34 protein-coding genes are annotated in these 26,158 nt (G+C 42.0%); 32 read left to right on the plus strand and 2 right to left on the minus strand.

Annotated elements, in window-relative coordinates:
- Window positions 1-13: 13 nt before the first annotated feature.
- From CARFE_RS16090 to murJ, 11 genes are all read left to right on the plus strand, one after another.
- A complete protein-coding gene (locus CARFE_RS16090) occupies window positions 14-181 on the plus strand; it encodes a hypothetical protein (protein ID WP_011343470.1) in 168 nt (55 codons plus the stop codon).
- 8 nt (window positions 182-189) lie between these two features.
- Window positions 190-1,245, plus strand: a complete 1,056-nt coding sequence (locus CARFE_RS0100290; protein WP_028051330.1) for an AI-2E family transporter — start codon at window positions 190-192, stop codon at window positions 1,243-1,245.
- Between the two features lie 38 nt (window positions 1,246-1,283).
- Window positions 1,284-3,908 carry an alanine--tRNA ligase gene (alaS, locus tag CARFE_RS0100295; protein WP_028051331.1) on the plus strand — a complete coding sequence of 875 codons (2,625 nt, stop codon included), beginning with the start codon at window positions 1,284-1,286 and terminating at the stop codon, window positions 3,906-3,908.
- A 59-nt stretch (window positions 3,909-3,967) separates the two neighbouring features.
- Entirely contained in the window at window positions 3,968-4,147 is a 180-nt protein-coding gene (locus CARFE_RS0100300; protein ID WP_011343473.1) for a hypothetical protein, read from the plus strand.
- A 110-nt stretch (window positions 4,148-4,257) separates the two neighbouring features.
- The gene (locus tag CARFE_RS0100305) at window positions 4,258-4,491 is read left to right on the plus strand and encodes an IreB family regulatory phosphoprotein (protein WP_226986733.1); all 234 of its coding nucleotides are present in this window, start codon (window positions 4,258-4,260) and stop codon (window positions 4,489-4,491) included.
- 3 nt (window positions 4,492-4,494) lie between these two features.
- Window positions 4,495-5,448 (plus strand): aldo/keto reductase, encoded by a 954-nt coding sequence (locus CARFE_RS0100310; RefSeq protein WP_011343475.1) that lies wholly within the window; start codon window positions 4,495-4,497, stop codon window positions 5,446-5,448.
- Window positions 5,449-5,464: 16 nt separating this feature from the next.
- Complete coding sequence (ruvX, locus tag CARFE_RS0100315; RefSeq protein ID WP_028051332.1) at window positions 5,465-5,881, plus strand: Holliday junction resolvase RuvX; 417 nt, start codon at window positions 5,465-5,467, stop codon at window positions 5,879-5,881.
- A gap of 15 nt (window positions 5,882-5,896) precedes the next feature.
- Window positions 5,897-6,178, plus strand: a complete 282-nt coding sequence (locus tag CARFE_RS0100320; protein ID WP_011343477.1) for a DUF1292 domain-containing protein — start codon at window positions 5,897-5,899, stop codon at window positions 6,176-6,178.
- Between the two features lie 103 nt (window positions 6,179-6,281).
- The gene (locus CARFE_RS13710; RefSeq protein ID WP_051250045.1) at window positions 6,282-7,682 is read left to right on the plus strand and encodes a VanW family protein; all 1,401 of its coding nucleotides are present in this window, start codon (window positions 6,282-6,284) and stop codon (window positions 7,680-7,682) included.
- A gap of 13 nt (window positions 7,683-7,695) precedes the next feature.
- Complete coding sequence (gene galE, locus CARFE_RS0100330) at window positions 7,696-8,679, plus strand: UDP-glucose 4-epimerase GalE (RefSeq protein ID WP_028051333.1); 984 nt, start codon at window positions 7,696-7,698, stop codon at window positions 8,677-8,679.
- Window positions 8,680-10,218 carry a murein biosynthesis integral membrane protein MurJ gene (gene murJ / locus CARFE_RS13715; protein ID WP_011343480.1) on the plus strand — a complete coding sequence of 513 codons (1,539 nt, stop codon included), beginning with the start codon at window positions 8,680-8,682 and terminating at the stop codon, window positions 10,216-10,218.
- Here the strand turns inward: murJ and CARFE_RS0100340 are convergent.
- A complete protein-coding gene (locus CARFE_RS0100340; protein ID WP_028051334.1) occupies window positions 10,196-10,708 on the minus strand; it encodes a hypothetical protein in 513 nt (170 codons plus the stop codon). The two genes, murJ and CARFE_RS0100340, sit on opposite strands and share 23 nt — an antisense overlap.
- A 111-nt stretch (window positions 10,709-10,819) precedes the next feature.
- Between CARFE_RS0100340 and mltG the strand changes: the two genes are divergently transcribed.
- The 17 genes from mltG (at window position 10,820) to CARFE_RS0100435 (ending at window position 22,445) form a co-directional block, all read left to right on the plus strand.
- Window positions 10,820-11,833, plus strand: a complete 1,014-nt coding sequence (gene mltG / locus CARFE_RS0100345; protein WP_051250046.1) for an endolytic transglycosylase MltG — start codon at window positions 10,820-10,822, stop codon at window positions 11,831-11,833.
- Between the two features lie 11 nt (window positions 11,834-11,844).
- The gene (locus CARFE_RS0100350; protein ID WP_028051336.1) at window positions 11,845-13,056 is read left to right on the plus strand and encodes a peptidase U32 family protein; all 1,212 of its coding nucleotides are present in this window, start codon (window positions 11,845-11,847) and stop codon (window positions 13,054-13,056) included.
- The gene (locus CARFE_RS0100355; protein WP_011343483.1) at window positions 13,049-13,264 is read left to right on the plus strand and encodes a DUF4911 domain-containing protein; all 216 of its coding nucleotides are present in this window, start codon (window positions 13,049-13,051) and stop codon (window positions 13,262-13,264) included. The genes CARFE_RS0100350 and CARFE_RS0100355 overlap by 8 nt, the downstream gene beginning before the upstream one ends.
- A gap of 116 nt (window positions 13,265-13,380) precedes the next feature.
- On the plus strand, window positions 13,381-14,154 hold the full coding sequence (locus CARFE_RS0100360) for a helix-turn-helix domain-containing protein (protein WP_028051337.1): 774 nt from the start codon (window positions 13,381-13,383) through the stop codon (window positions 14,152-14,154).
- Window positions 14,155-14,226: 72 nt separating this feature from the next.
- Entirely contained in the window at window positions 14,227-14,433 is a 207-nt protein-coding gene (locus CARFE_RS13720) for an FmdB family zinc ribbon protein (RefSeq protein WP_011343485.1), read from the plus strand.
- Window positions 14,434-14,468: 35 nt separating this feature from the next.
- Window positions 14,469-15,203 carry a class I SAM-dependent methyltransferase gene (locus CARFE_RS0100370; RefSeq protein WP_051250048.1) on the plus strand — a complete coding sequence of 245 codons (735 nt, stop codon included), beginning with the start codon at window positions 14,469-14,471 and terminating at the stop codon, window positions 15,201-15,203.
- Between the two features lie 15 nt (window positions 15,204-15,218).
- Complete coding sequence (gene trxA / locus CARFE_RS0100375) at window positions 15,219-15,542, plus strand: thioredoxin (RefSeq protein ID WP_028051339.1); 324 nt, start codon at window positions 15,219-15,221, stop codon at window positions 15,540-15,542.
- A gap of 36 nt (window positions 15,543-15,578) precedes the next feature.
- Window positions 15,579-15,770 carry a 4Fe-4S binding protein gene (locus CARFE_RS0100380; RefSeq protein ID WP_011343488.1) on the plus strand — a complete coding sequence of 64 codons (192 nt, stop codon included), beginning with the start codon at window positions 15,579-15,581 and terminating at the stop codon, window positions 15,768-15,770.
- Entirely contained in the window at window positions 15,771-16,394 is a 624-nt protein-coding gene (locus CARFE_RS0100385; protein ID WP_226986718.1) for a methyltransferase domain-containing protein, read from the plus strand.
- A 136-nt stretch (window positions 16,395-16,530) separates the two neighbouring features.
- A complete protein-coding gene (locus CARFE_RS0100390; protein WP_028051340.1) occupies window positions 16,531-17,889 on the plus strand; it encodes a radical SAM/SPASM domain-containing protein in 1,359 nt (452 codons plus the stop codon).
- A 2-nt stretch (window positions 17,890-17,891) separates the two neighbouring features.
- A complete protein-coding gene (locus CARFE_RS0100395; RefSeq protein WP_028051341.1) occupies window positions 17,892-18,584 on the plus strand; it encodes a DUF5714 domain-containing protein in 693 nt (230 codons plus the stop codon).
- Window positions 18,585-18,636: 52 nt separating this feature from the next.
- Window positions 18,637-18,780, plus strand: coding sequence for a hypothetical protein (locus CARFE_RS16095; RefSeq protein WP_011343493.1), 144 nt, complete (start codon window positions 18,637-18,639; stop codon window positions 18,778-18,780).
- Window positions 18,781-18,807: 27 nt separating this feature from the next.
- On the plus strand, window positions 18,808-20,088 hold the full coding sequence (gene trxB, locus CARFE_RS0100405; RefSeq protein ID WP_028051342.1) for a thioredoxin-disulfide reductase: 1,281 nt from the start codon (window positions 18,808-18,810) through the stop codon (window positions 20,086-20,088).
- Between the two features lie 138 nt (window positions 20,089-20,226).
- Entirely contained in the window at window positions 20,227-20,514 is a 288-nt protein-coding gene (locus CARFE_RS16635; RefSeq protein ID WP_268874187.1) for a CC/Se motif family (seleno)protein, read from the plus strand.
- A gap of 22 nt (window positions 20,515-20,536) precedes the next feature.
- Window positions 20,537-20,998, plus strand: coding sequence for a cytochrome c-type biogenesis protein (locus CARFE_RS15380; RefSeq protein ID WP_051250050.1), 462 nt, complete (start codon window positions 20,537-20,539; stop codon window positions 20,996-20,998).
- A gap of 28 nt (window positions 20,999-21,026) precedes the next feature.
- Window positions 21,027-21,752 (plus strand): prolipoprotein diacylglyceryl transferase, encoded by a 726-nt coding sequence (gene lgt / locus CARFE_RS0100425; RefSeq protein WP_051250052.1) that lies wholly within the window; start codon window positions 21,027-21,029, stop codon window positions 21,750-21,752.
- A 312-nt stretch (window positions 21,753-22,064) separates the two neighbouring features.
- The gene (locus tag CARFE_RS0100435; RefSeq protein ID WP_011343500.1) at window positions 22,065-22,445 is read left to right on the plus strand and encodes a rhodanese-like domain-containing protein; all 381 of its coding nucleotides are present in this window, start codon (window positions 22,065-22,067) and stop codon (window positions 22,443-22,445) included.
- A gap of 48 nt (window positions 22,446-22,493) precedes the next feature.
- On the opposite strand, the gene CARFE_RS0100440 is transcribed toward CARFE_RS0100435, so the two are convergent.
- Window positions 22,494-22,733, minus strand: a complete 240-nt coding sequence (locus CARFE_RS0100440; RefSeq protein WP_011343501.1) for a glutaredoxin family protein — start codon at window positions 22,731-22,733, stop codon at window positions 22,494-22,496.
- A gap of 156 nt (window positions 22,734-22,889) precedes the next feature.
- Here CARFE_RS0100440 and CARFE_RS0100445 point away from each other — a divergent pair, with 156 nt between their 5' ends.
- From CARFE_RS0100445 to CARFE_RS0100460, 4 genes are all read left to right on the plus strand, one after another.
- Window positions 22,890-23,315 carry a ferritin-like domain-containing protein gene (locus tag CARFE_RS0100445; RefSeq protein WP_011343502.1) on the plus strand — a complete coding sequence of 142 codons (426 nt, stop codon included), beginning with the start codon at window positions 22,890-22,892 and terminating at the stop codon, window positions 23,313-23,315.
- 110 nt (window positions 23,316-23,425) lie between these two features.
- On the plus strand, window positions 23,426-24,427 hold the full coding sequence (locus CARFE_RS15385; protein WP_051250054.1) for a phosphatase PAP2 family protein: 1,002 nt from the start codon (window positions 23,426-23,428) through the stop codon (window positions 24,425-24,427).
- 111 nt (window positions 24,428-24,538) lie between these two features.
- Entirely contained in the window at window positions 24,539-25,480 is a 942-nt protein-coding gene (gene meaB, locus CARFE_RS0100455) for a methylmalonyl Co-A mutase-associated GTPase MeaB (RefSeq protein WP_028051346.1), read from the plus strand.
- A complete protein-coding gene (locus CARFE_RS0100460; RefSeq protein WP_028051347.1) occupies window positions 25,480-26,061 on the plus strand; it encodes a cob(I)yrinic acid a,c-diamide adenosyltransferase in 582 nt (193 codons plus the stop codon). The genes meaB and CARFE_RS0100460 overlap by 1 nt, the downstream gene beginning before the upstream one ends.
- Window positions 26,062-26,158: the final 97 nt, after the last annotated feature.

Raw genomic sequence — 26,158 nt, forward strand, 5'->3', positions numbered from 1 at the left:
GGGAGGTAGCATTATGCGGCGGAATTTTTGGAGTGGCCTTTTAGCCGGAAGCCTTTTGGGTATGACATTGCTGGCATCGGTAGCCAACCGGCGGGAGGGCCGGAAACTTATGCGGGAAGGCACTAAAGCCCGTAAGAAATTAATGCGGTTGTATGATGATTTGACCGATTTATGGAAATAGGTGAGAGAGTGTTCCCAAAATTTCTTTATTTCTTTCTAAGAGTAACCGGGATTGTTGTTGCCCTTATCTTTTTTTATCGGATAAGGGCAGTTTTTTTCCCTTTTATTTTAGCGGGATTTTTAGCTTATCTTTTGCACTGGCCGGTAGAATGGCTTGAACGAAAAAAAATTAATCGGGGCTTTGGTATATTTCTACTTTACCTGGTGCTGGCTATAATGATTTTTCTTATTACAAAATTTTTTCTACCGTCTTTTATAAAGCAAATCAATGAGTTAATAGCTGTTCTTCCGGGTTACTTGAATCAAGTGCAGGAATTTTTGGATCGACAGCAGGCGGGAATTGACCGGGGTAGTCTTCCCCCGGAAATAAAAAAGAGCCTTCTAATCCAAATAGATTCTTTAGAAAAAAGCGTAGCGGGGATTTTAAAGAGCCTTTTAGCTACCCTCTGGGGAATATCTTCCCATCTTTTTGATTTTCTTTTAGCTCCGATTCTTGCCTATTATATTTTAAAAGATGTCCATAATTTAAAAAAAAATATTCTGGGTTATTTACCCGTTGATTTCCGGGATGAAGCGGTTATTTTTCTTAAGGTCTGTGACCACGTCTTTGGGCGTTTTATCAAAGGCCATTTGTTAATTTGCCTAACGGTGGGTATACTAACCGGTTTAATTCTTTATATATTGAAGATACCTTACAGTTTTCTCCTGGGGCTATTAGCCGGAATTATGGAGTTGGTTCCTTATTTTGGACCAATTTTAGCTAGTATCCCCATTTTAGCTCTTGCTCTTTTGAAGGGAAAGGTTTTATTTATAAAAACTTTATTAGCAATAGTTTTAATTCAACAGATAGAAGGAAACGTCTTAGCCCCGAAAATTTTGGGAGATAGCCTTGGATTACATCCCCTTACCGTTATTTTTTTACTCCTTTGCGGTTTTAATTTAGGAGGGGTTTTGGGCATGATTTTAGCGGTCCCGGTTGCTGCAGTTGTTCGCAATTTATATTTTCTCTTTCGCTGGCGGGGGAATAGCCTTGAAGTTGACAGTAAAAATTTTGGTAAAGTATAATTAGATAAAGTTAAAACCGTTTGAATGGGGGAAATTTTGTGTTAGCGCGCGAAATCCGGGAAAAGTTCTTGAAATTTTTCGAAAGCAAAGGTCATAAGATTTTGCCCAGTGCTTCCCTTATCCCTGCAAATGACCCAAGTCTTTTGTGGACGGCAGCAGGGATGGTGCCTTTTAAGCCTTATTTTACCGGAGCGGCGGTACCGGAGGTAAGGAGAGTTACTACTTGCCAGAAGTGTCTCAGGACTCCCGACATTGAGTCGGTAGGACGGACTGCCCGCCACCATACGTTTTTTGAGATGCTTGGTAACTTTTCCTTTGGGGATTATTTTAAGAAAGAAGCGATTACCTGGGCCTGGGAATTTGTTACCGAACATTTGGGCATATCCAAAGATAAATTATACATAACGATTTATTTGGATGATGATGAGGCTTTTGATATCTGGCACAATGTGGTGGGGGTTCCGGCGGAGCGCATAACCCGCCTTGGAAAAGATACCAACTTCTGGGAGATTGGAGTAGGACCCTGCGGACCATGTTCGGAAATTTATGTTGACCTGGGCCCAGAAAAGGGTTGTGGCAGCCCTGACTGCGGTGTGGCGTGTGATTGTGGTCGCTTTTTGGAAATCTGGAACCTGGTGTTTATCCAGTTTTTCCGGGATGAACAGGGGAACTATACTCCTTTAGAGCAAAAAGGGATCGATACCGGCATGGGGTTGGAACGGGTGGCGTCGGTTTTGCAAGGGGTACCTTCCAACTTTGATACCGATATTTTCCGGGAAATAATGGATTATGCTGCTCAAATCCTTGGGGTCAAATACGGTTATGATGAAAAGGTAGATGTGGCTTTAAAGGTGATTGCCGACCATACCCGGGCAATTACCTTTGCCATTACCGATGGAGCCCTTCCTTCCAATGAAGGCCGGGGATATGTGATTAGACGCTTGCTTCGCCGGGCACTGCGCTTTGGCCGGCTTTTAGACCGGGAAGAGCCGTTTTTACACTTGGTAGCTGCCAAAGTAATAGAGCAGATGGGCGATGTGTACCCGGAACTAAAAGAAAAAGCCGACCATACTTTAAAAATCATTAAACTTGAAGAAGAAAAGTTCAGGGAAACTCTTAATCAGGGACTATCAATGTTAGCGGAACTGATGGAGCGCTTGACACAGGAAGGAAAAAAGGAAATTCCCGGACATCTTGCTTTTAAACTTTATGATACTTACGGTTTTCCCATTGAGTTAACCAAGGAGATCGCCGAGGAAAAAGGTTTTACGGTTGATGAGGAAGGCTTTAAACAGCAAATGGAAGAACAGCGCCGGCGGGCCCGGGAAGCACGGGAAGATGTGGATTATTTATCTACCAGGGATGCATTCTTAAAACAATTGAAAGAAGAACTGGGAGAGGTAACTTTTGTCGGCTATGAGAAGCTTTCGGAATCGACAGAGATAATTGCCATCATTAAAAACGGTCAAAAGGTTGAAAGCTTAGCAGCGGAAGAGGAAGGAGAGATTATTACCCGGGTAACTCCCTTTTACCCCGAAGGGGGTGGCCAGGTAGCCGATAAAGGCGAAATTTTAGGTGACGGTTTTAAACTTTCGGTTTTGGATGTAGAAAAGCCTTTAAGTGATTTTATCCTTCACAAGGTTAAAGTTGTTGAGGGCAGTGTAAAAGTGGGCGATAAAGCCACTTTGATGGTGGATGAAACCACCCGCATGAGTACTGCCCGCAACCATACCGCCACCCACCTGCTCCACAAAGCCTTAAAAATGGTGTTGGGTGAACATGTAAATCAGGCGGGTTCGCTGGTTACTCCGGAACGGTTGCGCTTTGACTTTACCCATTTTGAGGGAGTTAGTGACGAAGACCTCCGGAAAATTGAAAATATTGTTAATGAGGCAATTTTACGAAATCTTTTAGTGCAAATTGATTACACCACCTTAGATGAAGCGCGCAAAGCAGGAGTTATTGCCCTCTTTGACGAAAAATACGGCGACCTCGTTCGGGTTGTTAAAATAGGTGAGTTTTCCGCAGAACTCTGTGGTGGAACCCATGTTTCTTCTACGGGGGTAATAGGTTTCTTTAAAATCTTGGGCGAGAGCAGTATCGGTGCCGGGGTACGGCGCATAGAAGCCCTGACTGGCCTTGGAGCTTTAGAATACGTAAGAAGTTTGGAAGATACCCTGCAAAAGGCTACAGAACCTTATAAATGCACTTTTGCCGAATTACCGGAGAAAATAAGCAATACTTTAAAAACCCTGAAGGAAAAAGACCGGGAAATTGAAGCTCTTATGCAAAAAATTGCGTCCATTGAAGTTAAAAGTTTACTTAACTCCGTACGGGAGATAAAGGGAGTTAAGGTTCTTTCGGCCATAATTGATGGGGCCGATATGGAGGGACTTAGAAAAGCTTACGATGTGGTGAAGGCTTCCCTGGCCAATTACGTTGTTTTATTAGCGGGGGTTAAGGATGGAAAAGTAAACTTCCTGGCGGGCGTGGATAAAAACCTTACCGATAAATATCACGCCGGTGAACTGGTAAAGGAAGCGGCAAAAATCGCCGGAGGCGGCGGTGGTGGGAGACCGGATATGGCCCAGGCGGGCGGAAAGAATCCGGAAAAAGTTAAGGAAGCTTTACAGGTAATAGACGCCTACGTTCAGTCAAAATAACTTTAGCGGTATAAACCCCTCTTTTTTGGGGAAAATTCCCCTAAAGGGGGGCTTTTCTTATGAAGATACGCTGTCAATCCGACTGCTGGCATCAGATAAACGGTTACTGCAATCAGGAAAAAGTCTGGCTGAAACAGGAAGGTCTTAGGGTAGTGTGCCGGGATTATGACCGAAAAATGCCCGAAAAAGATACTACCACCGTCTTTTATTACCACTATAACGATAACCTCTGGACTTAAAGAAAATTTTTTTGGTTTACAGGAAATGTCTTTAAAGATGCCGAATAATATATATAAGATTTGGCGCAGAAAAGGGGGTGCTTATCATGGGTGAAGATATGGAAAAAACCATGCGCTTTGGTTTTGATAAAGAAAAAAACACCAAGCATAAAGCCCTTTTACTTACCATTTATGAAGCGTTGCAGGAAAAAGGTTATAATCCGATAAATCAACTGGTGGGATACCTTTTATCAGGAGATCCGGCGTACATTACCAGTCATAAAAACGCCCGGAATTTAATTCGCAAAATTGAACGGGATGAATTACTGGAAGAGCTTTTAAAAGTGTACCTGGAAAGGGAGTAAAAATTGGAAAGAAGGGTTCTTGGAAGAACGGGAATAGAAGTTTCGCGGCTTTGCTTTGGAGCTCTAACAATTGGACCGCTGCAAAGAAATTTGCCCTTAAAGGAAGGAGCCCGGCTTATACGACTTGCTATCGAAAACGGGGTAAATTTTATTGATACCGCAGAGCTTTACCAAACCTACCCGTATATCAGAAGGGCATTAAAAGGTTTGCCCCCGGATCAGGTGGTAATTGCCACAAAATCGTATGCGGCAACAGCTCAAGCTATGGAGAAAAGCCTTAAGGAAGCTTTAACTTCCCTGGGACGGGATTATATAGATATTTTTCTCTTACACGAGCAGGAGTCGTATTTTACCTTAAAGGGGCATGAAGAGGCCCTTTTTTATCTCCAAAAGGCCAAGGAAAAAGGCTATGTTCGGGCAGTAGGTATTTCTACTCATTTTATTGCCGGGGTAAGGGCGGGAATGATGCATCCTGCCGTGGAAGTGATTCATCCTCTGATAAATTACCGCGGCATAGGTATTGCCGATGGCACGGCTGAGGAAATGCTTGCAGCTATTTCTGAAGCTTATCTCATGGGTAAAGGGCTTTATGGTATGAAGCCTTTAGGTGGCGGGCATTTGGGAAGCGATTTTAAAAAAGCTTTTGACTTCGTTCTGGGGATAAAAGAACTTTCCGCAATTGCTGTGGGGATGAAATCGGAAATTGAGGTAATTGCTAATATAAACTACTTTCAAAAAAGTGAAATTGATGGTAAGATAGAAGAGAGTTTAAAAAAAACTGCCAGGAAGCTTCATATTGAAAGCTGGTGTCAGGGCTGTGGACGTTGTGTTAAGGTTTGTTCTCAGAAAGCTTTAACGCTGGGACCGAAGGGTAAAGTGCGGGTAAATCAGGAAAAATGCCTTTTTTGCGGATACTGTGGTGCTCACTGTCCTCATTTTGCCATCAAAGTAATTTAACCCGGCGGGTGGATGGATGAAAGTTTTAGGACTGGATGTTGGAGATAAAAAAATTGGGGTTGCGTTGTCCGATGAACTTGGCCTTACGGCTCAAGGATTAACGGTTATTTACCGGACAAGCTTAAAAAAAGATTTGGAGGAAATAAAAAAAATCATTGACCTGCATCATGTTACCGAAGTTGTTATTGGTTACCCGCGCAATATGAACGGGACTGCAGGACCCCGGGCGGAGCTGGTTGAACGGTTTGCCTGGGAGCTTTACAAATTTACAGGGATTAAACCCGTTTTTTGGGATGAACGTTTATCTACCGTGGAAGCGGAAAAGCTATTAATAAGCGGAGATATCAGCCGCCGGAAGCGAAAAAAGGTAATTGATAAGCTGGCGGCAACGCTCATCCTTTCGGGTTATCTAAATTATAAAAGTAAAAATTAGAAAGAGGTGGAATCTATGGAAGTAGGCGAAGTAATTACCCTCGTTGATGAGGAACAAAATGAATTTGAATTTGCCGTTATTGACCTTCTTGAAGTTGAAGGCAAGAAGTACGCAATCTTGGTTCCGGCAGTGGAGGAAGACGAAGAAGAGTTAGAAGATGAAGAAGAAGCGGTGATCCTCCGTTTAGAGATGGACGAGGATGGTAACGAAATTTTAGTTGACCTGGAAGATGAAGAATGGGAAATGGTTGCCGATGCCTGGACCGAAAAAATGGAAGATGAAGGTTCAGATGAGTAAAAAGAAAGCTTTTAAAGCTTTCTTTTTTTGTGGCATAAAAGGAAAAAAAGAAAAAACGTAGTATTATATAACGGTACCAAATTATTAGTTTAGGTGGGGAAAAATGAAAAAGAGCTACATTATTTTAATTGCAACAATTGCCCTGGTGGTTATGCTTTTAGCTGGTATGGTGGGTTTTTCTTACTATACCTACATAAAGCCTTACCAGGGGAAAATCGCGTACGGCGTGACCGTGCAAGGTGAGCCGGTAGGGGGCATGACTTTTAAGGAATTTAAACGTTACTTGGAGGGATTAAATAACGAACTTCAAAATCAACCGGTAGTGCTAACTCTTGGTAATAAAACCTGGACTTATAAAAAAGGCGACCTTGGTATATCGTTAAATACCGCTGAAATGTACCGGAAAGCTTATGAATTAGGACGTAAAGGTTCGTTATTAAAACAAATTATGGAAAGACGGCAATTAAACAAAGCAGCAGTCGATATAAAATATCTTGTTCGACTTGAGGAAAGAAAGCTTTTGGCCAAGCTTGACCAAATCAATAAAGAAATCTATGTCGAACCAAAAAACGCGGAGTTTCGCCTTTTGCCCAATGAAACTTTTGCCATAATTCCCCATAAAACAGGTATTGCCCTGGATAGTGAACAGGCTGTTAAAGATGTGCAGGCAAATTTATTGGAAAATCCCCTAAAAGTAAGTTTTAAGTTAAAAGAAGTATTGCCGGACAAAACCACCGAAGACATAAAAAAGATGCGTTTAACCGGTCTTTTAGCAAGTTTTACCACGAGCTTTGATGTCAGGAAAGTTAACCGGTCTTATAATATTGGAGTAGCTGCCGGAAAGCTAAACGGAATTTTAATAGCTCCGGGGGAAGTATTTTCCTTTAATAAAACGGTGGGGCCGAGGAGTGCCAAGGAAGGATATAAAAATGCCCCGGTGATTTTACGGGACCAGTTGGTGGAAGCGCTGGGCGGTGGAGTTTGCCAGGTATCGACAACTCTTTATAATGCGGTTTTGCTGGCCAATTTACCGATTGTTGAGCGGCATAACCATTCCCTGCCGGTAGCGTATGTGCCGCCGGGACGGGATGCAACGGTAACCGACGGGGGAAAAGACTTTAAATTTAAAAATAACTTGCCCTGTTACTTGTATATTAAATCTTACGTTAACGGCAATCGGATTACCTTTAAAATCTTTGGGGATGCCAGCTTAAAAAAGCACGTGGTAATTAAAAGCTGGGTAACCAAAACCCTTCCTTATAAAACAATCATTATAAAAGACCCGTCCCTTCCGGAAGGGAAAAAGGTTGTTAAGCAGGAAGGAGCCCCTGGTAAGTATGCTAAAGCCCAGCGAATAGTCTACCAAAACGGCCGGGTAGTAAAAGTGGAAAACTTAAGGGACAGTTACTACAAACCAATGAATGAAATTATATTGGTAGTAACCAAAAAAGTTCCAAACTCTACATCTTCCAAGGAAACTTCGGTAAAGGAAAATGTATATTAGAGGAGAGGATTGGATGATTTTAGTTACCGGTGGAGCTGGTTATATCGGCTCGCATATAGTTCGGCAGTTATGCCTAAAAAATGAAAAAGTTTTGGTAGTGGATAATCTTTCCAAAGGGCATAAGAAAGCTGTGGATATAAGGGCAAAGCTTATTGTGGGCGATTTCGGGGATGAAAACCTCCTTCTGGAAATTTTCAAGAAATATGATATAAAAGCGGTTATTCACATGGCGGCGCAAAGTTTAGTGGGGGAATCAATGAGTCAGCCGGAAAAATATTTTGAGGAAAATATCAGTAAAACCCTGAGTTTGTTAAAAGTAATGCTCAAAGCTAATGTTAAGAAAATGGTGTTTTCCAGTACTGCGGCGGTTTACGGAGAACCGGAAAAATGGCCGATAACCGAAGATTTTCCGCAAAAACCAACCAATGTTTACGGTTATTCCAAACTGGTAATTGAGCAGTGCCTTGAGTGGTATCGCCAAATACATGGTTTTAATTACGTATCTTTACGGTATTTTAACGCTGCCGGGGCAGACCCTTCCGGGGATATTGGGGAAGACCACAATCCGGAAACCCACTTAATTCCTCTGATTTTCAAAGTAATTTTAGGAGAACAGGAAGAGTTGACGGTTTTTGGGACAGATTATCCAACCCCGGATGGCACTTGTATCCGGGATTATATTCACGTAAACGACCTTGCCGAGGCCCATATTCTGGCTTTAAATAAACTCAATAAAGACGAAAGCGGCGTTTACAATCTCGGGAACCAAAAAGGTTTCTCCGTAAAAGAAATAATTAAGGTCGCAGAAGAAGTTACCGGGGTAAAAGTTAAAGTTCGTTACGGCCAGCGTCGTCCCGGAGATCCGGCGGTTTTGGTGGCTTCTTCGGAAAAAATTCAGAAAGAACTCAATTTTACTCCCAAATTTGGAGACATTAAAACTATCGTCCAAACTGCCTGGGAGTGGCACAAAAACAATCCCCGGGGGTATGACCGGTAAATGTCCAAGAAAATAGTATTAAAAGCCACCCTTTTAATAATGGCTTTAACATTAACCAGCAGGATTCTGGGTTTTGTCCGGGAGATGGCCATTGCTTCCGTTTTCGGGGCAAGTAAGCTTGTGGATGCTTATCTTGCTGCGCAAATTATCCCGACGTTTTTTGCCAGTTTCATAGGTGGCGGGCTGATGGTGGTAGTTGTACCGATAATTAACGAATTTTTGGCACAAAAAAAACATCAAGAAGCAACATATGTTACCAACTCTATCCTAACGCTATCTTTTTTGGCCCTTGGAATTATTATGGTTATCGGAGTTTTTACTGCGCCTTCTTTAATAAAATTTGTTGGTTATGGGTTTCAGGGGGATACTCTAAAACTTGCCCGGACCCTCTCCACCTGGCTTTTTCCCCTGGCAGTTTTAATGAGTTTGACCCAAATTTTAACCGGAGTATTAAATGCTTACCAGCATTTTTTTACACCGGCCTTGGGACCGGTGTTAAACAATGTGGTTTTAATAGCCGCAGTCATCCTGCTTGGGAAAAGCCAGGGAATTGTTGCTCTGGTAGGGGGAACGTTAGCCGGCTGGACTATTTACCTTTTAATTATGCTTCCGGCGTTTAAGAAAACTGGCTTTTATTTTAGGCCGGTTTTAGATATCCACCATCCGGCAGTAGTAAGGGCCTGGGAGATGTTTTTGCCGGTAATCATTGGTACCACCTTCACTCAAATAAATTTACTGGTAGACCGGATGCTGGCGTCATCCCTTACGGAAGGCAGCATTTCTGCTTTAAACTATGCGGCAAAGCTCTACCAGCTGCCACTGGGCTTGATTTCCCTGGCAGTTTCAAGTGCCATCTTTCCGAGTCTTTCAATTTTGGCGGCCCAAGGAGAAAAAACGAGGCTTTTAGAACTTACCCGCTTTGGCTTAAAGCTGAGCACGGTAATTTCCCTGCCGGCTCAGGTGGGACTTATGGTTTTAGCAACACCCATTGTGGCGGTGCTTTTTGAACGGGGGGCTTTTGATGCCCGGGCTACCGAGTTAACTGCTGGCGCCCTTTTCTTTTATAGCTTAGCAATCGTTTTTTACGTTATCAATGCGGTATTAACCAGACTTTTTTATGCCCAGAATGACACCCTTACCCCTTTAAAAGTGGGGGCTTTAGCGGTTCTGGGAAATATCGGGGCGAATCTTATTTTAGTCCGTTTTCTTGCCCACCGGGGGCTTGCTTTGGGGACAAGTTTTGCGGCAATTTTAAGTAATGTTCTCTTCTTTTATTTTGCCCAAAAAAAAATTGGCAATTTGTTTGACCGAGAAATGCAAAGCTTCTTTCTTAAATCATTAGCTGCCTCTCTTTTAATGGGAATAGGTGCTTATAAAATATACGATTGGTTATTATTTGAGGGACGGGCCGTTGCTTTATTTACCGCTATTTTGTTCGGGGTAACCCTGTATTTTGTTTTGCTTGTGGTTTTTGGGGTGGAAGAGGTAAAATATATTAAAAAGCTTTTTTTAAAATTTAAGGCAAAGCTTTCTTTATAAAATTAAATTCTTTTTTTATTTGCTGATTGTAAAAAGAAATGATATTTCGCTGGTTTTCCAAGATTTTTACGTAGCTTATACTTGCTCTGGGAATGCAAATCCCTTGAATTAAGCGGTTTTCGTGCTCGGTGGCAAAATTTAACGTAAGGTTATAAATTTCTGTACCCAAATTTAAGAGATGGGTTTTTAAGGTAGAGTTTTGGGTTAAGAGAAAATCTTTGAGGTCTTCTTCATACTGCAAAATCATGGTAAAGATTAGCTTTAATTCCTGGGCTGCTTTTTCACTGTAGAGGATTCCTTCGCTGATTTTTTCCAAAACTCCTGAAGCTAAGTTGTGGTGGTAGAGAATAAACTCAGGATTTGCCTGGTATTTATGGAGAATTTTAGCAAAAACTTTAGTGTCGGGCAGTAAATCCAAACGATTTTTCCAGAAAGCCGAAAAGGTTTTTTGCAAGAACTCTTGGCTATTTTCCACATAAATGGCTAACATAAAAACCCCTCCTTTTTTTGATAGTATAGGTTTCGGGAAAAAGTTTTGAAAGCATAAATTTGCAAATGGTAGGAAATGCTGGGTAAATTGTTGAGAAAAGAGTGGTAAAAGGTGAAAAAACTCCTTTATAGCATAACAGCTTCAGCATTGGTAGTTCTGGCGGTTTTTTTGGGCTTTTGGTCCTGGTGGCAGGAAAATATGGCTCCTGTAAACCCTGACGACCATAAACTTGTGGTGGTTAATATAAAAAAAGGTATGTCACCGGAGACAATTGCTCGAATTTTAAAGGAAAAAGAGTTAATTAAAAGTGAAACGGCTTTTCTTCTTTACCTTCGTTATCACAGCCTGAATTTAAAATTACAGGCGGGAACCTATGCGTTTACGAAAAGCATGACTACGCCGGAAATTGTTAAAACGGTAGTGGAAGGTAAAAGTTTAACTTTTAAAATTACCATTCCAGAAGGTTACAACGTGGCCAAAATAGCAAAGTTAATGGCAAGCTTTGGTTTTAATGAAAAAAAGGTTTTAGCTTTGGCCAAAAACCCTCCTTATGATTATCCTTATTTGAAAGAAATACCGGATAATGTCCAGTATAAACTTGAAGGGTATCTTTTTCCTGCAACTTACGAAATTTCCTATACCGATACTGAAGAAAAAATTATCGGTAGGATGTTAAAAAAATTTAACAGTATTGTTGAGGAAGAAAACCTTATAAAAGAAGCCCAAAAACGGGGGTTTACTTTACATCAGCTGCTAACTTTAGCGTCTCTTATCGAGCTGGAAGCCAAAAAGGCAGCGGAAAGGCCGTTAATTTCCGGGGTAATTTACAATCGCTTGCGAAAAGGGATGCTCTTGGAACTTTGCCCCACGGTGGAATATGCGCTGGGGCGCCATAAGCTACGGCTTTCAGCAGAGGATTTAAAAATAGAATCGCCCTATAATACCTATAAATACCGGGGATTACCCCCGGGGCCCATTGCTAACCCCGGACTTTCTTCCATTAAAGCGGCGTTAAATCCCGCAAAACACGATTATCTTTTTTATGTAGCCCGACCGGATGGTTATCATGCTTTTGCCAAAACTTATCAAGAACATTTGCAAAACGTGAAAAAATATCTGCCTTAAGGAGGCAGTTTATGAACTACGAGATTTTAGCTCCGGCAGGAAATTTGGAAAAACTTATTTTTGCCTTTGTCTATGGTGCCGATGCTGCTTATTTAGCCGGACCAAAATACGGTCTTCGGGCCCGAGCCGGAAATTTTACCTGGGAAGAATTAAAAAAAGCCCGGGAAATAGCCCGGGAGCTCAACCGTAAAATTTATATTACCATTAACATTTTTGCCCATAATAAAGATCTTAAAGAACTTCCGGACTATCTGGAGTATTTAAATAAGATAAAGCCGGACGGGGTAATTGTGGCCGATCCTGGGGTTTTTCGCCTGGTAAAAAGGTATCTTCCGGAGATACCAATCCACATCAGCACCCAGGCCAATACTACCAATATTGAAGCTGTAAAATTCTGGGAAGAACTGGGGGCCAAAAGGATAGTTTTAGCGCGGGAGCTAACTCTGGAGGAGATTGTCGAAATTCGTCAAAATACGGCAATGGAACTGGAAATGTTTGTTCATGGCGCCATGTGCATTTCCTACTCCGGAAGGTGTCTTTTAAGCAGTTATCTAACCGGACGGGATGCCAACCTGGGGGATTGTGCCCAGGTTTGCCGCTGGCCTTTTCATCTCTATGAAGAAAAAGCTCCCGGTCAGTTTTTTCCCATTGAAGAAGACGAGCGGGGAAGCTATATCTTTAACTCTTATGATCTTTCTTTAATCGAAGACCTGCCGAAATTGGTGGAAATTGGGATAAATAGTTTTAAGATCGAAGGACGGATGAAATCGGTTCATTATGTGGCAACAACGGCGCGAATTTATAAAGAAGCTTTAACCCTGGCTTTAGAAGGGAAAACTCTCTCACCGGAAAAGCAGAACGAACTTTTAAAAATAAGCCACCGGCCTTACAATAAAGGCTTTTTGTACGGAAAACCGCAGCAGGGAAGGGTGGATGAAAAAAATTATACCCTGGAATACGAATTTGTGGGCATCGTTTGGGGCTTTCAAGATGGCTTAAATTATGCGGAGCAGCGGGGAAAGATTGAAAAGGGAGATTATCTGGAAATCTTTACCCCCGACGGCCTAACGGTAAGGGGGATAGCGCAAAAACTTTATGATGAAGAACAAAGGGAAATTCCTTCAACTCCCCATCCGCAGATGCGCTTTTATTTTGCAGGGTTTCCGCCGCTCCCGAAATACAGTTTAATTCGCAAGGTTCCCAGGGGGGTTTACGATGAGTGAAAAAGAAATGGTGCTCGTTGAGGTAAACCCGAGCGAAATTGTTTATTTAGACTTTCTTTTAGAAGGGTTTAATGGCCTTGGCATTGGGCATACCCTTGATCCGAAAATTGCTCGTGTCGCTATTTACACTACTTCTTCCATGAAGGCGGAACTTATCTCAACCTTAAAAAAACTGCCTATTAACGTAACCCTTATCGGTGAAGAATAAAACCGGTAGGGGTTTTTACGTAAATAGCGAAATTTTCGCTAAAAATCGTTGACTATTTTAGTATAAGTAATATAAGATAATAGTATAATCAAAAAATGTAAAAAGAGGTGTAGGAAATGACGGTAAAGGGAAATAAAATTCGCGAGCTCAGGGAAGAGCGCGGACTGACCTTAAATGAACTTTCCAAAAAAGCGGGTCTTTCAATTTCCTACTTGAGCGAAATTGAAAGGGGTTCCAAAAAGCCGTCATTAAAAACCATTGACAAAATTGCCAAAGCTTTAAACGTTAATAAAGCGCAAATTTTAGAAACCGAGCAATTGGAAGTAAGCCTAACTTTAGGCGAGCGAATTCGCTTGATAAGGGAAGAAAAAAAGCTTACCATCAGTGAACTTGCGGTGCGGGTGGGCATATCGGTTTCCTATTTAAGTGAAATAGAAAGGGATACGGTGAACCCTTCCGTTGCTACCTTACGCCGGATTGCGGAAGAATTAGGTGTATCGGTGGCCGATTTAATGGGGAAGGAACATTCCCTTGGTTACAAGTTAAAAAAGTTAAGGGAAGATATGGGCCTTACCCAGGCGGAATTAGCCAGTCAGGCGGGGGTTTCTCCGGGATTAATTGGCCAGATAGAACAGGGGAAAGTTCAACCTTCGCTAAAAACTATCGAAAAATTGGCGGAAGTTTTGGGAACAACTCCTTGTTACTTTATTTTGGAACAAACCTCTCCGGAACAAATGTTAAATTTAATGAGTCCGGAATTAAGGGAGCTTTTGCTAAATCCCAACGTTCAATCGTTATTGAGCAGTATTTGTACCTTGAATGAAAAGGAACTCCAGTTTATTTTAAACTTTATCCAGCTGTTTAAAAAATCAGGGGTAATGGAAGAATAAATTTTACACATATATTATTGACAGCGAAAAATTTTTATACTATAATCGTAAAGTGTCGGAGGGAGGTTAAAAATGCCAAGGTACGATTTTCGTTGTGAAGACTGTGGCGAAAAATTTACTGCCTGGGCTTCCATAAACGACCGGGACAAAGTAGTTTGTCCAAAATGTGAAAGTAACCGCGTAAAACAACTTTTAACGGGATTTGGAATCATAGGCGGAAGCCAGAGTAGTAGCTCTTTAAGTTCTGCCGGAAGTTCGGGCTGTACTTCCTTTGGCTGAGGAATATAAGCAGTTTAGCCCGGGAGGCTAAATTTATGGATAAAAAAGCAAAATTACAGGAATTGGAAAAACGGTATCAGGATCTTTTAGCGCGCTGGCCGGCTCATTCGGTGAAGCCGGAAATGATTATCGAAAAAGAAGAACTGGAAGACGAAATAGCTGAGCTCAAAAAGGCTATTTCGGAAGAAAAGATGGGTCATGTTTTTGATCCGCAAAGTCGGCATAGGTTAAAAAACGAAAAACGGAAAAAAATCCTGCCCCCCGAGGAGACGGTGGCCAAACTGCCGCTAAATCCCGGGGAGGTTATTTTAGACTACGGTGCGGGGATTGGTTATTTTACCGTACCTCTTGCTAAAAGAACCGGGAGCTCGGGGGTGGTTTATGCCGTTGATATTTCCCCCGAGATTATAAAAGACCTGGAAGAAGAAGTGTTAAAAGAGGGACTTACAAATGTTAAAACAGCTTTAGTTCCCGGGGATGGGAGTCTACCGGAAGAGTTTCCGGAGTTTGATGTAATTTTTTTAGCAACGGTGTTGCACGAGCTTTCGGAAAAAGAAGCGGTTTTATCCGCATTGACCCAAAAACTGAAAAAACAGGGTAAGCTAATTATTATTGACTGGGAAAAGAAAGAAACCGAATTTGGCCCTCCGGTAGCCCACAGGGTTTCTGTGGAGGAGGGGGTTTCTTATCTTGAAAAAGCTGGTTTAAAGCTACTGCAGAAGATGAACGTAAGTGCAGCTCACTGGGGTATAATAGGGATAAAAGAATAAAAGGAGGAGATCTTTATGGTTTTAAAGTTTACCGATGCCAATTTTGAAGATGAAGTAATTAATTCCGATATGCCGGTATTAGTAGATTTTTGGGCGGAGTGGTGTGGTCCGTGCCGGATGATTGCCCCCATCATCGAAAGACTGGCGATTGATTATCTCGGTCAGGTTAAAGTTGGCAAGCTAAATGTTGATGAAAACCGGGAAACGGCTATTGCTCTTGGAATCATGAGCATTCCTACGGTAATGATTTTTAAAGGTGGAAAGGTGCTTGATACCATTATCGGTTATCAGCCGGAAAACGTCTTTCGCGAGAAAATAGAAAAAGCGTTAAAAAAGTAGGTTAAAAACGTAATTGAGAAAAGGGAGAATCTTAAGGTGTTTGCCAAAAAACAAGCGGTAATAATTTACGAGCGGTGCAAAAACTGTGAAGTTTGTGAACCCCAGGAGAAGTGTCCGGCCTACGCCATCATTAAGGAAGACGATGAATATTACATCGGACCCTCCTGTCAGGGGTGCGGTTACTGCCGTAAGTTTTGCCCTTATAATGCTATTGAGCTTACCAGTTAGGTGATTAAATTGTTAGAAAAGATTATAGCTCGTTACGAAAAGGAATCCGGTGAAGGTCTTTCCTGCGGCAACAATATAGCGGTGGGAAGCTTAAAACCGGGCATGATAGTACTGGATTTGGGATGCGGCAATGGGGGAGAAACAATTAGAGCTGCACAAATTGTTGCTCCGGGGTTTGCCGTTGGACTTGATATTACCGAAAAACTTTTAGAAAAAGGGCAAAAAAAAGCCCGGGAACAGGGAGTTAAAAACGTTGTTTTTATCAAAGGTGAAATAGAAAACTTACCCTTTGTCGGGGAAAGCTTTGATGTGGTAATTTCCAATTGTGCTTTAAATCATGCCCGGGATAAGTTAAAAGTATACCGGGAGATTTACAGGGTTTTAAAGGAAGACGGCTATTTTATTGTATCCGACCCGGTTAGCCTGGTGGAACTTCCACCGGAAATAAAAAATAACGAGGAACTCTGGGCCCAGTGTTTTGCTGGAGCGGAAGAAGAGTCGAAGTATTTACGCTACATTATCGAAGCGGGGTTTACTTTGGAGATTTTAAAAAGAAGGGAATACGAAAAAAACGGCTATCCTTTTGCCAGTCTTACCATTAAAGGTACCAAGAAAAGGAGGTGAAATCATGAAAGCTATTACCAGAAAACAAACCGCAAAGTGTGACTACAACCTTGGGTGCGCTCAGTGCTGCTCCAAGACCTCCAAGGTGGTTGCGGGTTGCCACGACTAAGTTTTATCCGGAAAAGAGGAGATAACCATGTATTTTAGTAAGTATAACTTAATTTTACCCTTTGCAGATAATTACTTACTTTTAAATCCTCTTTCCGGAGCGGTGGATTTGCTGGAAGAAAGCGATTACCAACTTTTAGAGGAGCTAAGAAAAAGCTCCTCTAAAAATTTTGACCGGCAATTTATCGCTTACCTCCGGGAAAGAGGTTATATATATGAAGATGAAGGGGAAGAAGAGGAGAAATTAACCGAAACCTTTAAAGAATTCTTGGAGATAAACAATACCTCCCCTACCCAGATTTTTTTTGTACCAACTTACAACTGTAATTTAGCGTGCAGTTACTGTTTTCAGCAGGGGATTAAAGATAAAAAAGATTTACCAACAAAAGAGGTTTTGGATGCCTTTTTTAATTACGTAAATCAAAATTTTAAAAACGAGCCGGAAAAGCCGTTTTTAACTTTATTTGGCGGTGAACCGTTAATTGCTTCGGAATACCAAAAAGAAGTTATAGCTTACTTTCTCTATCAGGCGAAGATTAACGGGTATGAAGTTTCTATAGTTACCAACGGTTATGCTCTTAAGGAGTACATGCCAATTTTAACAAAGGGTGTAATTAAAGAAGTGCAAATTACCGTTGACGGACCACCGGAAATTCACGACCAGCGGCGGGTTACCAAAGGCGGCGGTAAAACCTTTGACCGGATTTTTGAAGGGCTGCTTCTTTTAAAAGAAGCGGGCATTCCTATCAACCTGCGGGCAGTGGTGGATAAAAGCAATCTTATAACCCTGGTTGAACTGGCTAAACTTCTTGACGAGAACGGATTTTTGGATTTACCCAAAAGTAAGTTTAAAACCCAGATAGGGAGAAATTACGAGCTGTTTGAATGCCAGGACCAGAGTCAAAATCTGTATGACCGCTTAGCTCTCTGGGCAGAATATGCCAAGCTCTCTAAACAATATCCGATTTTACAAAAATTCCACCTTCCGGAATTTAAAGGAGTAAAGTACCTGGTGGATAACGGGGAGATGCCTTTTCCCACTTATGATAACTGCCCGGCATTTAAAAAAGAATGGGCTTTTGATTATCAGGGAAAAATTTATGGCTGCACCGCCAATGTAGGCCGGGAGGAGTTCATGGTAGGAACTTTTTATCCGGAAGTTAGCCTTGATGAAGAAAAAATCAAACCCTGGCAAAAGCGGTCAATTTTGACTATCCCAAAATGCCGGGAATGCGAAGTTGCCCTTTTGTGTGGTGGCGGTTGCGGTACCGTTGCTTACAACCGGGAAAAAACCGTTTTAGCACCGGACTGCCGGCCAATTCGCGAGCTCTGGGAAATCGGAGTAAATTACTACAGCAAAGAAATTAAAGCCTTAGGAGAGAACTAAAGATGGCGTATACCGAAGGCTGTCTGATTTGCGGTGCCGAGATTACTTACCAGGAGGAACCGGCGGAGAAAACCTGCACCATCTGCGGGAAAAAAGAATTAAGTCAGGCCCAGTGCAGTCAAGGACATTTTGTTTGCAGTGACTGCCACCGGGGGGAACATTTAAAGACTATCATAAATTTTTGTCAAAACACTGATTGGCAAAATCCGGTGGATATCTTTGATTATCTTACCCAGGTGCCGGGTTTTCCCCTGCACGGTCCAGAACACCATGCTTTAACTGCAGCAAGTTTAATTGCTGCTTATCAGAATATTATCGGGCAGAAAAATCCCAGAGCCATTCGGGATGCGGTGGTACGGGCTAAACAGTTAGTGGGCGGTAGTTGCGGGCTCTGGGGGGCCTGCAGTGCAGCTCTGGGTGCAGGAATTGCCTTTTCGATAATTTTTGGTAATACTCCGTTGTCCCGGGAAAGATGGGGGGATGCTAACCGGGCTACCGGTAAAATCCTGGAAAAAATCGGCGCTATCGGTGGTCCAAGATGCTGCAAAAGGACTTCTTATTTAAGCTTAATAAACGGAGCTAAAATCTTAGAACAGCTTACTGGAATAAAATTTCCGCTAACCACACCTAAATGTATGTTTAGCCGTCGTAATAAAGAGTGTTTAAAAGAAAAATGCCCCTTTTATCCCGGATGATTGATAAATTTTCGGGGAAAATAAGAAAAAATCGTATTAAGGGGGTAGTTAAATGACCGAGTTAATTTTAACACCGGAAGAAAGAGAAGTTTTATTAAAAGCTATTGACCATTGTTTAAATACGTGTAAATCCGGGGGAGCAGCAAGTGGATGCCCGGACTGCGAGACCCTGGAAAAAATAAAGCAAAAGCTCTAAAAATTTAAACTCAAGGGGGAGAGGAAAATGAGCGAAAAAGTTATATATTTAAGCCAAGAACAGTTTGACGAAGTGGTATTAAAAAGCGATGTTCCGGTAATTGTGGATTTTTATTCCGAAGATTGTCCGCCCTGCGAGGCACTGGCTCCGGCTTACGAGAAGCTTGCTCAGCAGTACGGGGATAAATTTAAGTTTGTCAAAATTTACCGGCAACAAAACCGACCTTTAGCCGAAAAGCTGGGAGTCAAGGGTAGCCCCACGGTCCTGTTTTATGTCAACGGGCAAGAAGTGGGCCAGAGGTTAACCGGCTATATTTCCAAGCGTCAGCTAAGGGAAGCCATGGAAAAAGCTTTTGGCCAGAAACTTTTGCCGGAAGTTCCGGAAACGGTTAAGTATGATGTTATTGTTCTTGGTGGCGGTCCGGCAGGTTTAAGTGCGGCTCTGTATACCGCCCGGGCCAAGTTAAGAACCATTGTGGTGGATGAAAGTGTTCCCGGTGGCCAGGCGGCGACCACCTACCATATTGCTAACTACCCCGGTACCTCCGGAACGGTTAGAGGTAAGGAACTAACTCAAAATATGCTTAATCAGGCCTTAGCTTTTGGTGCAGAAGTTGATGATTTAAAAGAAGTATTAAAAGTTGAATTAACTGGAGAGGTTAAGAGGGTTATCACCGAAGATAAGATTTATGAAGCTCCGGCCATCATTTTAGCCACCGGAGCAGAACCAAGAAAACTTCCGGCGGAAGGGGAAGACGTTTTCCGGGGCCGCGGCGTCCACTACTGTGCTACCTGTGACGGGGCAATGTACCAGGGCATGAAAGTAGTGGTGGTTGGCGGTGGCAACTCAGCCGTAGAAGAAGCGGTATTTTTGACCCGTTTTGCCACCGAAGTTACGATTATTCACCAGTTTGACCACTTCCAGGCTTCCAAAGTTGCCCAGGAAGAAGCTTTTGCCAATCCCAAAATAAAAGTTATCTGGGATTCGGAAGTACGTAAGGTTGTTGGGGATAAACACGTAACCGGTGTGGTGATTGAAAATCTGAAAACCAAAGAACTTTCTACCGTGCCTACCGATGGGGTGTTTGTTTACATCGGAACTCAGCCTAAAACCAATTTGTTTGCCGGACAGGTAGAGATGAACGAATGGGGTTATATTATTACCGATGAAGAAATGCGGACCAATATACCGGGAGTCTTTGCGGCGGGAGATTTACGGCAGAAGTCAGTACGGCAGGCGGTAACCGCTGCGGCCGATGGGGTAATTGCGGCGGTAAATGTGGAGAGGTATCTTGCCAGTAAAAAGTAAATTTAGTATTATTGAAAAGGGGCACCTCCGCGGGTGCCCTTAAATAATAGTTTATTGGTATAATTAAGATTAATACCCCCCGTTAAACATAGATGTGTTATAAGTTATAAAAAAGTGAAATGAAAGGGAGATGAGGAGATGAATATAACTTTTACCGAAGAAGCTAAAAAATATTTGGAAGGAAAAGATGACACCATTAGAATTGAATTTATGGCCTACGGAGGTGGGTGATGCCCGGTACAGCAATTGCCCACCGTGTTTGTGGGAAAACCGCAGGATGAAAGATTTTTTAATCTTTATGAAGTAGAAGGAATTAAGGTTTATGTGCCGAAAAATACAATAGCGGTTAAAGATCCGGTTAAAATCTACCTTGAAGGCAAGTGGATGTTTCAGCGCTTAGAGGTTGATGGTCTTGATCTTGCTTAATATTTCTTAGGGGGGTATTCTCTTGCCTTTAAAAAAGATTTTCCTCTTCACAGCGGTAATTTTAGTGGTGGTTAGTAGTTTTCCAACCCTGGGAGAAGTGGACCAAGACGTTTTAAACGATGTAATTCATACTTTTTGGGCTCCGGATTTTTGTGGTATGAACCTGGCCGATTGTCCGGCTTCTTCCGCTGAAGAAATGCGGAATCAAATCAAAGAAATGTTGGAACAGGGAAAAACCAAACAGGAAATAATAAATTACTACACAAACCTTTACGGTACCAAAATTTTAGCGGAACCTCCCAAAACGGGTGTATATGCGGCAATTTGGGTTATGCCGGCAATTGCGGTAGTTGCCGGCGGTGTATTAGTTTACACCGTGGTCAAGAAACGCCGGAAGGAAGAAAAGGTGGAGGAGAAGAAAGAGCTACCGGTAGACGATGACCTTAGTTTGGAAGTGGAAAAGGAGTTGAAGAAATATTTATAAGTGGCTAACAATTGTTGGCATTTCTCCAGTGGCTTTAAAGATTGGCTCGCTGGAAATTCGCTGGTACGGAGTTTTGATGGCGATAAGTGTATTGATTGGTACTTATCTTGCTTTAAAAGAAGCAAAACGGAAAAATATCCATGAGGACCATATTTACAACTTGGTTTTACTCGGAGCTCCAATAGGGTGGATTGGAGCCCGGATCTGGTACGTTCTCTGGAACTGGGATTATTACAGCAAGTATCCGGCCGAGATTCCGGCTATCTGGCATGGCGGGCTTGCCTTTCACGGTGGTATTTTAGCGGCAATCCTGGTGGGGATTGTTTACGCCCGGATGAAAAAGCAGTCTTTTTGGCAACTGGCGGATCTTTTTGCTCCCAGCATAATTTTAGGGCAGGCAATTGGCCGCTGGGGAAATTATTTTAACCAGGAAGCTTATGGCTACCCTACCGATCTTCCCTGGGCTATGTATATTGACGGTGCCTGGCGCCACCCCACCTTTTTATACGAATCCCTCTGGGATTTGGGGGTGTTTGTTTACCTCTGGCAAACCCGTAAAAAACAAAGGTATAGTGGCGAAATCTTTTTAAAATATCTTCTCTGGTATTCAGTAGGAAGGTTTATTGTAGAAGGTTTTCGGGTGGATAGCTTTTGGGTTGGCCCTTTTCGCTTAGAACAGCTTTTAAGTGTGGGGTTAATCGTATTTAGCCTTATTATGATGAGGGTGTTGGGGAGAAATGAGAGAGAAAATTAGCAGTATTCTTTCGGTTGTTACTGCGGTTTTAGGGTGCATTACCTGAGTGGGACCGGTAATATTAGCCTCCTTGGGTCTGGGAGGAGCGTCTTTTTCGTTTTTTGCGCCACTGGCCCCTTACCGGAGTTTCTTTTTAGTACTTACCTTTGTTTTTTTAGGTTACGCCTTTTATGAAACTTATTTTAAAGGCAAAAGTTCGAAGTTAAACAAAATCGTCCTCTGGTCGGCAACCGTTTTGGTTGTGATAGTTTTAACTTATACTTATCGCTATACCCTACTAAGCTTATTTTCTTTTTAAGGGGAGGGGTTTTGTTGCCGCGGAGCAAATATGTATTTTGGGTAATAATAGTTTTGCTATTATTTGCTTTGACGGGGTGCTTAAAAGCCGGTTATAAGGATTTAGAGCCCGATGAAGCCAAGAAGCTTATTGATGAAAATCCAATGCTTTTAATTATGGATGTCAGAGAACCTTATGAGTATGCCGAAGCGCGTATTCCCGGTTCCCATAACATTCCTATGGGAGAGGTGGAACAGCAGCTACCCAACATTGATAAAGAACAGGAAATTTTAGTGGTATGTGAAACCGGAAGTCGGTCGGCAAGTATTGCCCAGATGCTGGTGAGTAAAGGTTATAAGCATGTTTACAATTTAAAAGGGGGCATTGCTAACTGGCCCTATGAATTGGAAAAATAAAGAAAAACACACACGTCCAAAGGGCGGGTGTGTTTTTTGTTTTAAAGCTTAGCTTTCGTTTACCGCTTTTAAAATTCTTTCTTCATCCAAACCAATAATAACTTCTTTATCGTTAATAATCAATGTAGGTACCGTGGTATAGCCGGTTGTTTTAAACATCCGCTCAAAGGCATCAAGGTCTTTCGTAATATCGTAATCGGTAAAATTTAGCCCTTTTTCCTGCAGGAAATTTCGCACCAGGCGACAGTACGGACAGGTAGGGGTACTGAATAACTCAATTTTAGCCATGATTTTACCTCCTTACTCATAGTATAGCTTTTTCCTGGGGAAAATGATACCGAAAAAATTTTACCACAGGGTATTGACAGGAGGGAGAGAGTTTTTTAAAATTAAAAATGTAAATAATAACTATTACTAATAATAAAAATTAATGGAGGGATGGTTATGGATTTACAGCTTATTAATGAAAACCAAATCGGGGTTGCGAAAGACACAGAGGCTTTAGCGGCGGTTGAAGGTGAGTTTAAAGGTGAAACCTATGAAGTTGGAGTGTATCTGGCAATGGCCCGGCAGGCGGAAAGGGAAGGACTGCCGGAAGTAGCCCGGGTTTTAGAAAAAATTGCCTTGGAAGAAGCCTGGCATGCTGCCCGTTTTGCTGAACTTGCCGGTAAAATTTCTTCCAGTACCAAAGAAAATATCGAAAAAATGCTGAAAGGTGAAATGGAAGCCAATAAAGGTAAAAAAGAAGCAGCTAAAAAAGCCAAAGAATTAGGTTTGGATGAGGTACATGATGCTTTGGACGAATCTTCCAGGGATGAAGCAAGACATGCTCGTGCTTTAAAAGGTTTACTGGATAGGTACTTTAAATAAGAAAAAGGTCCGGGTAACCCCGGGCTTTTTTCTTTCTTGACAGTTTCAGGAAGTTTTAATATAAACTTAGTTATAGATAGAAAATTTTTTTCCGTGGATGGGGGACTGCGGTGTTTGGAAGTTATTTTGGGAAAATTATTTTAAGCTTTTTTTCCTTTTTTATCTTAACGGTTATTTTGCACGGGGGATTTAGAGGGTATCTAAAAAGCCTTTTTGTTTCCCTGAAACGATTATTAACAACCAGGGAGTATTTATTATATTTTCTGGGGATTCTCCTTCTTTTGCTTTTGGATGTGCTGGAATTAAAAGGGGAGAGTGGTTTTCCTTCTTCTTACCTTTATTCGTACTTTATTGCCAAAATTGAAGCTCCTTTGATTATTAAGTTACAGAGCTTTCAGCCTGCTTGGTTGGTATTTTTGTTGAGCTATGTCTATGTTTTTCTTTTTCCGGTTCTGTTTGCTGCCATCCTTTATTATGGTCTGATTAACGATAAAAAGACATTAATTGCCGGACTTTTTTATATTTATCTTATAAACTATTTAGTGGCCATGCCTTTTTATGTTAACCTGCCGGTATATGAAGCCTGGTCGATTCACCCGGGGATTAAACTTTTACTGGAAAAATACTACCCTCAATTTAATGTGGAGTACCGCTCCTTTTCCGGAATTAATAACAATTTTCCCAGTCTCCACACTGCCCTTTCGGTAAGCTTTTTCTATTTAGCATTTAAACTTCGAGATAAGAGGCTTACGGGTGTACTGGGAGTTTCTTCGAGCTTGATAGTAATTTCCACCATTTATCTGGGAATTCACTGGATAATTGACATTATTGCAGGCATCTTTTTGGGAGTTGGGGTGGTTTATTTTTACACCTACCAAATAGAAGAGCGGGAGTTTATGGTAAATTTTTACAAAAAATTAGCTTTTGCTTTTTTAGCAATAGTCTTTTTTCTTGGCGGATTGGTTAACGGCGCTCCCCATGCGGAAAAATATTATGCCTACTTAAAACAGCAGGTGAGTTACATGGAGATTCAGGAAAAAGCAGCAACGAAACTAAAAAGTTTGTATGATGTTTTTAAAAATGAGTTCAAGGAATTTACCGACCGGCTGTAATTAAGCCGGAATTTTCTTTTTTAGGCAGGAATTTTAAAAAGAATAGCGAAAGCATATAGTATTTTAAGAAAAATCAAAATATTAAAATATTATTAAAACTGGGGTGAGGAGATGGAACTATTAGAACAGTTCTGGAAAAAAGAAAAAAGAGCTCTGGCCCGGATAATTTCTTTAGTAGAAAATAACGGGCCGGAAAAAGAAGAAGTTTTGGCCAAAATTTATCCCCATACCGGGACAGCGCAAATAGTTGGGATTACCGGGGCTCCGGGGGCGGGGAAAAGCTCATTAACCGATAGTTTAATCGAACTTCTGCGGCGGGAAGGGAAAACGGTAGCGGTGGTAGCGGTTGATCCTTCAAGCCCGTTTACCGGCGGAGCTCTCTTGGGGGATAGAATTCGCATGCAAAACCATGCGCTGGATGAAGGGGTATTTATTCGCAGTATGGGAAGTAGAGGAAGTCTTGGAGGAATTTCTGCAGCCACCAAAGATGTTGTGAAAGTTTTAGACGCCTTTGGTTATGATTATATAATTGTGGAAACGGTTGGCGTGGGTCAGGGCGAACTGGATGTTATGCATGTGGCGGACACCGTTCTGGTGGTGTTAACTCCTGCTGCCGGTGATAGTATTCAGACCATAAAGGCGGGCATTATGGAAATTGCCGATATTTTTGTGGTTAATAAAGCGGACTTACCCGGTGCTGGGAAAATGGTAACGGATGTAAATGCTATGTTAGACTTAAAAGGTGAGCAGCTTGTCTGGCGTCCCCCGGTAGTTAAAACGTCTACCACCACCGGCGAAGGTCTGGAAGAGCTTTTAGAACTTATTAAAAAACATTTTGCCTTTTTAGCGGAAAGCTCTGAGTTGGAAAAGCGAAGACAGGAACGACGGGAGCGGGAAATTATCGAAATAGCCATGAATGCCCTTTACCGGAAACTTAAGTTTTTACTAACGGAAGAGGATATTAAACTTTTAATTGAGAGGGTAAACCGCAAAGAAATTCCGCCGCAGGCGGCTTCTGAGGAGCTCTTAAAAAGGTTGGGGGTAAGGAGGTAATGCTCCATCTTTACTATGGGCCGGGAAAAGGAAAAAGTACCGCTGCCCTAGGAATGCTTTTAAGGGCTTACGGCCATGGACTTAAGGTGGCGTACTTTGGTTTTCTGAAAGGCGAAGGGTTTTACGGGGAATTTGAGACGCTTAAGAAATTGGACATTGAGAAATATTGCCTTGGGAAAAGCTGCCCTTATGCTTCGTTAATCAAAACCGGAATAAAATCCTGTCCGGTAAAAGATAACTGCAACCTTTGCCACGTAAACCTTAAAAATCCGGACGAGGATGATAAAAAGCTTTTCCTGGAAGGATTTTTCTGGGCCAAAGCTCAAATTAACGCTTCATCCTACCGGCTGGTGGTGATGGATGAATTAGCTTTAGCGGCAAAGATTGATTTAATTGATGAAGAGAGTTTAACATCCTTTCTTAAGGAGATAAAAAGAAAAGAAAATCTTGAAATGATTCTTACCGGACGGGAAGCGCCGCTTTATCTAAAAGCTTATGCCGACTACGTTACTTATTTTGCCGAAGAGAAACATCCTTTTACTGAGCTTGGACTTACTTCCCGAAAGGGGGTTGAGTTTTAGCCAAAAAATCAACCGTTTAACCTCAAAATTTTGCAGTTCACGGTAAGTTTATTGGAAGCAGCAGCTTTTTGGATTATAACTTAAAGTAGCAAAACAT

The organism is Carboxydothermus ferrireducens DSM 11255, from assembly GCF_000427565.1.
Lineage (GTDB): Bacteria > Bacillota > Z-2901 > Carboxydothermales > Carboxydothermaceae > Carboxydothermus > Carboxydothermus hydrogenoformans.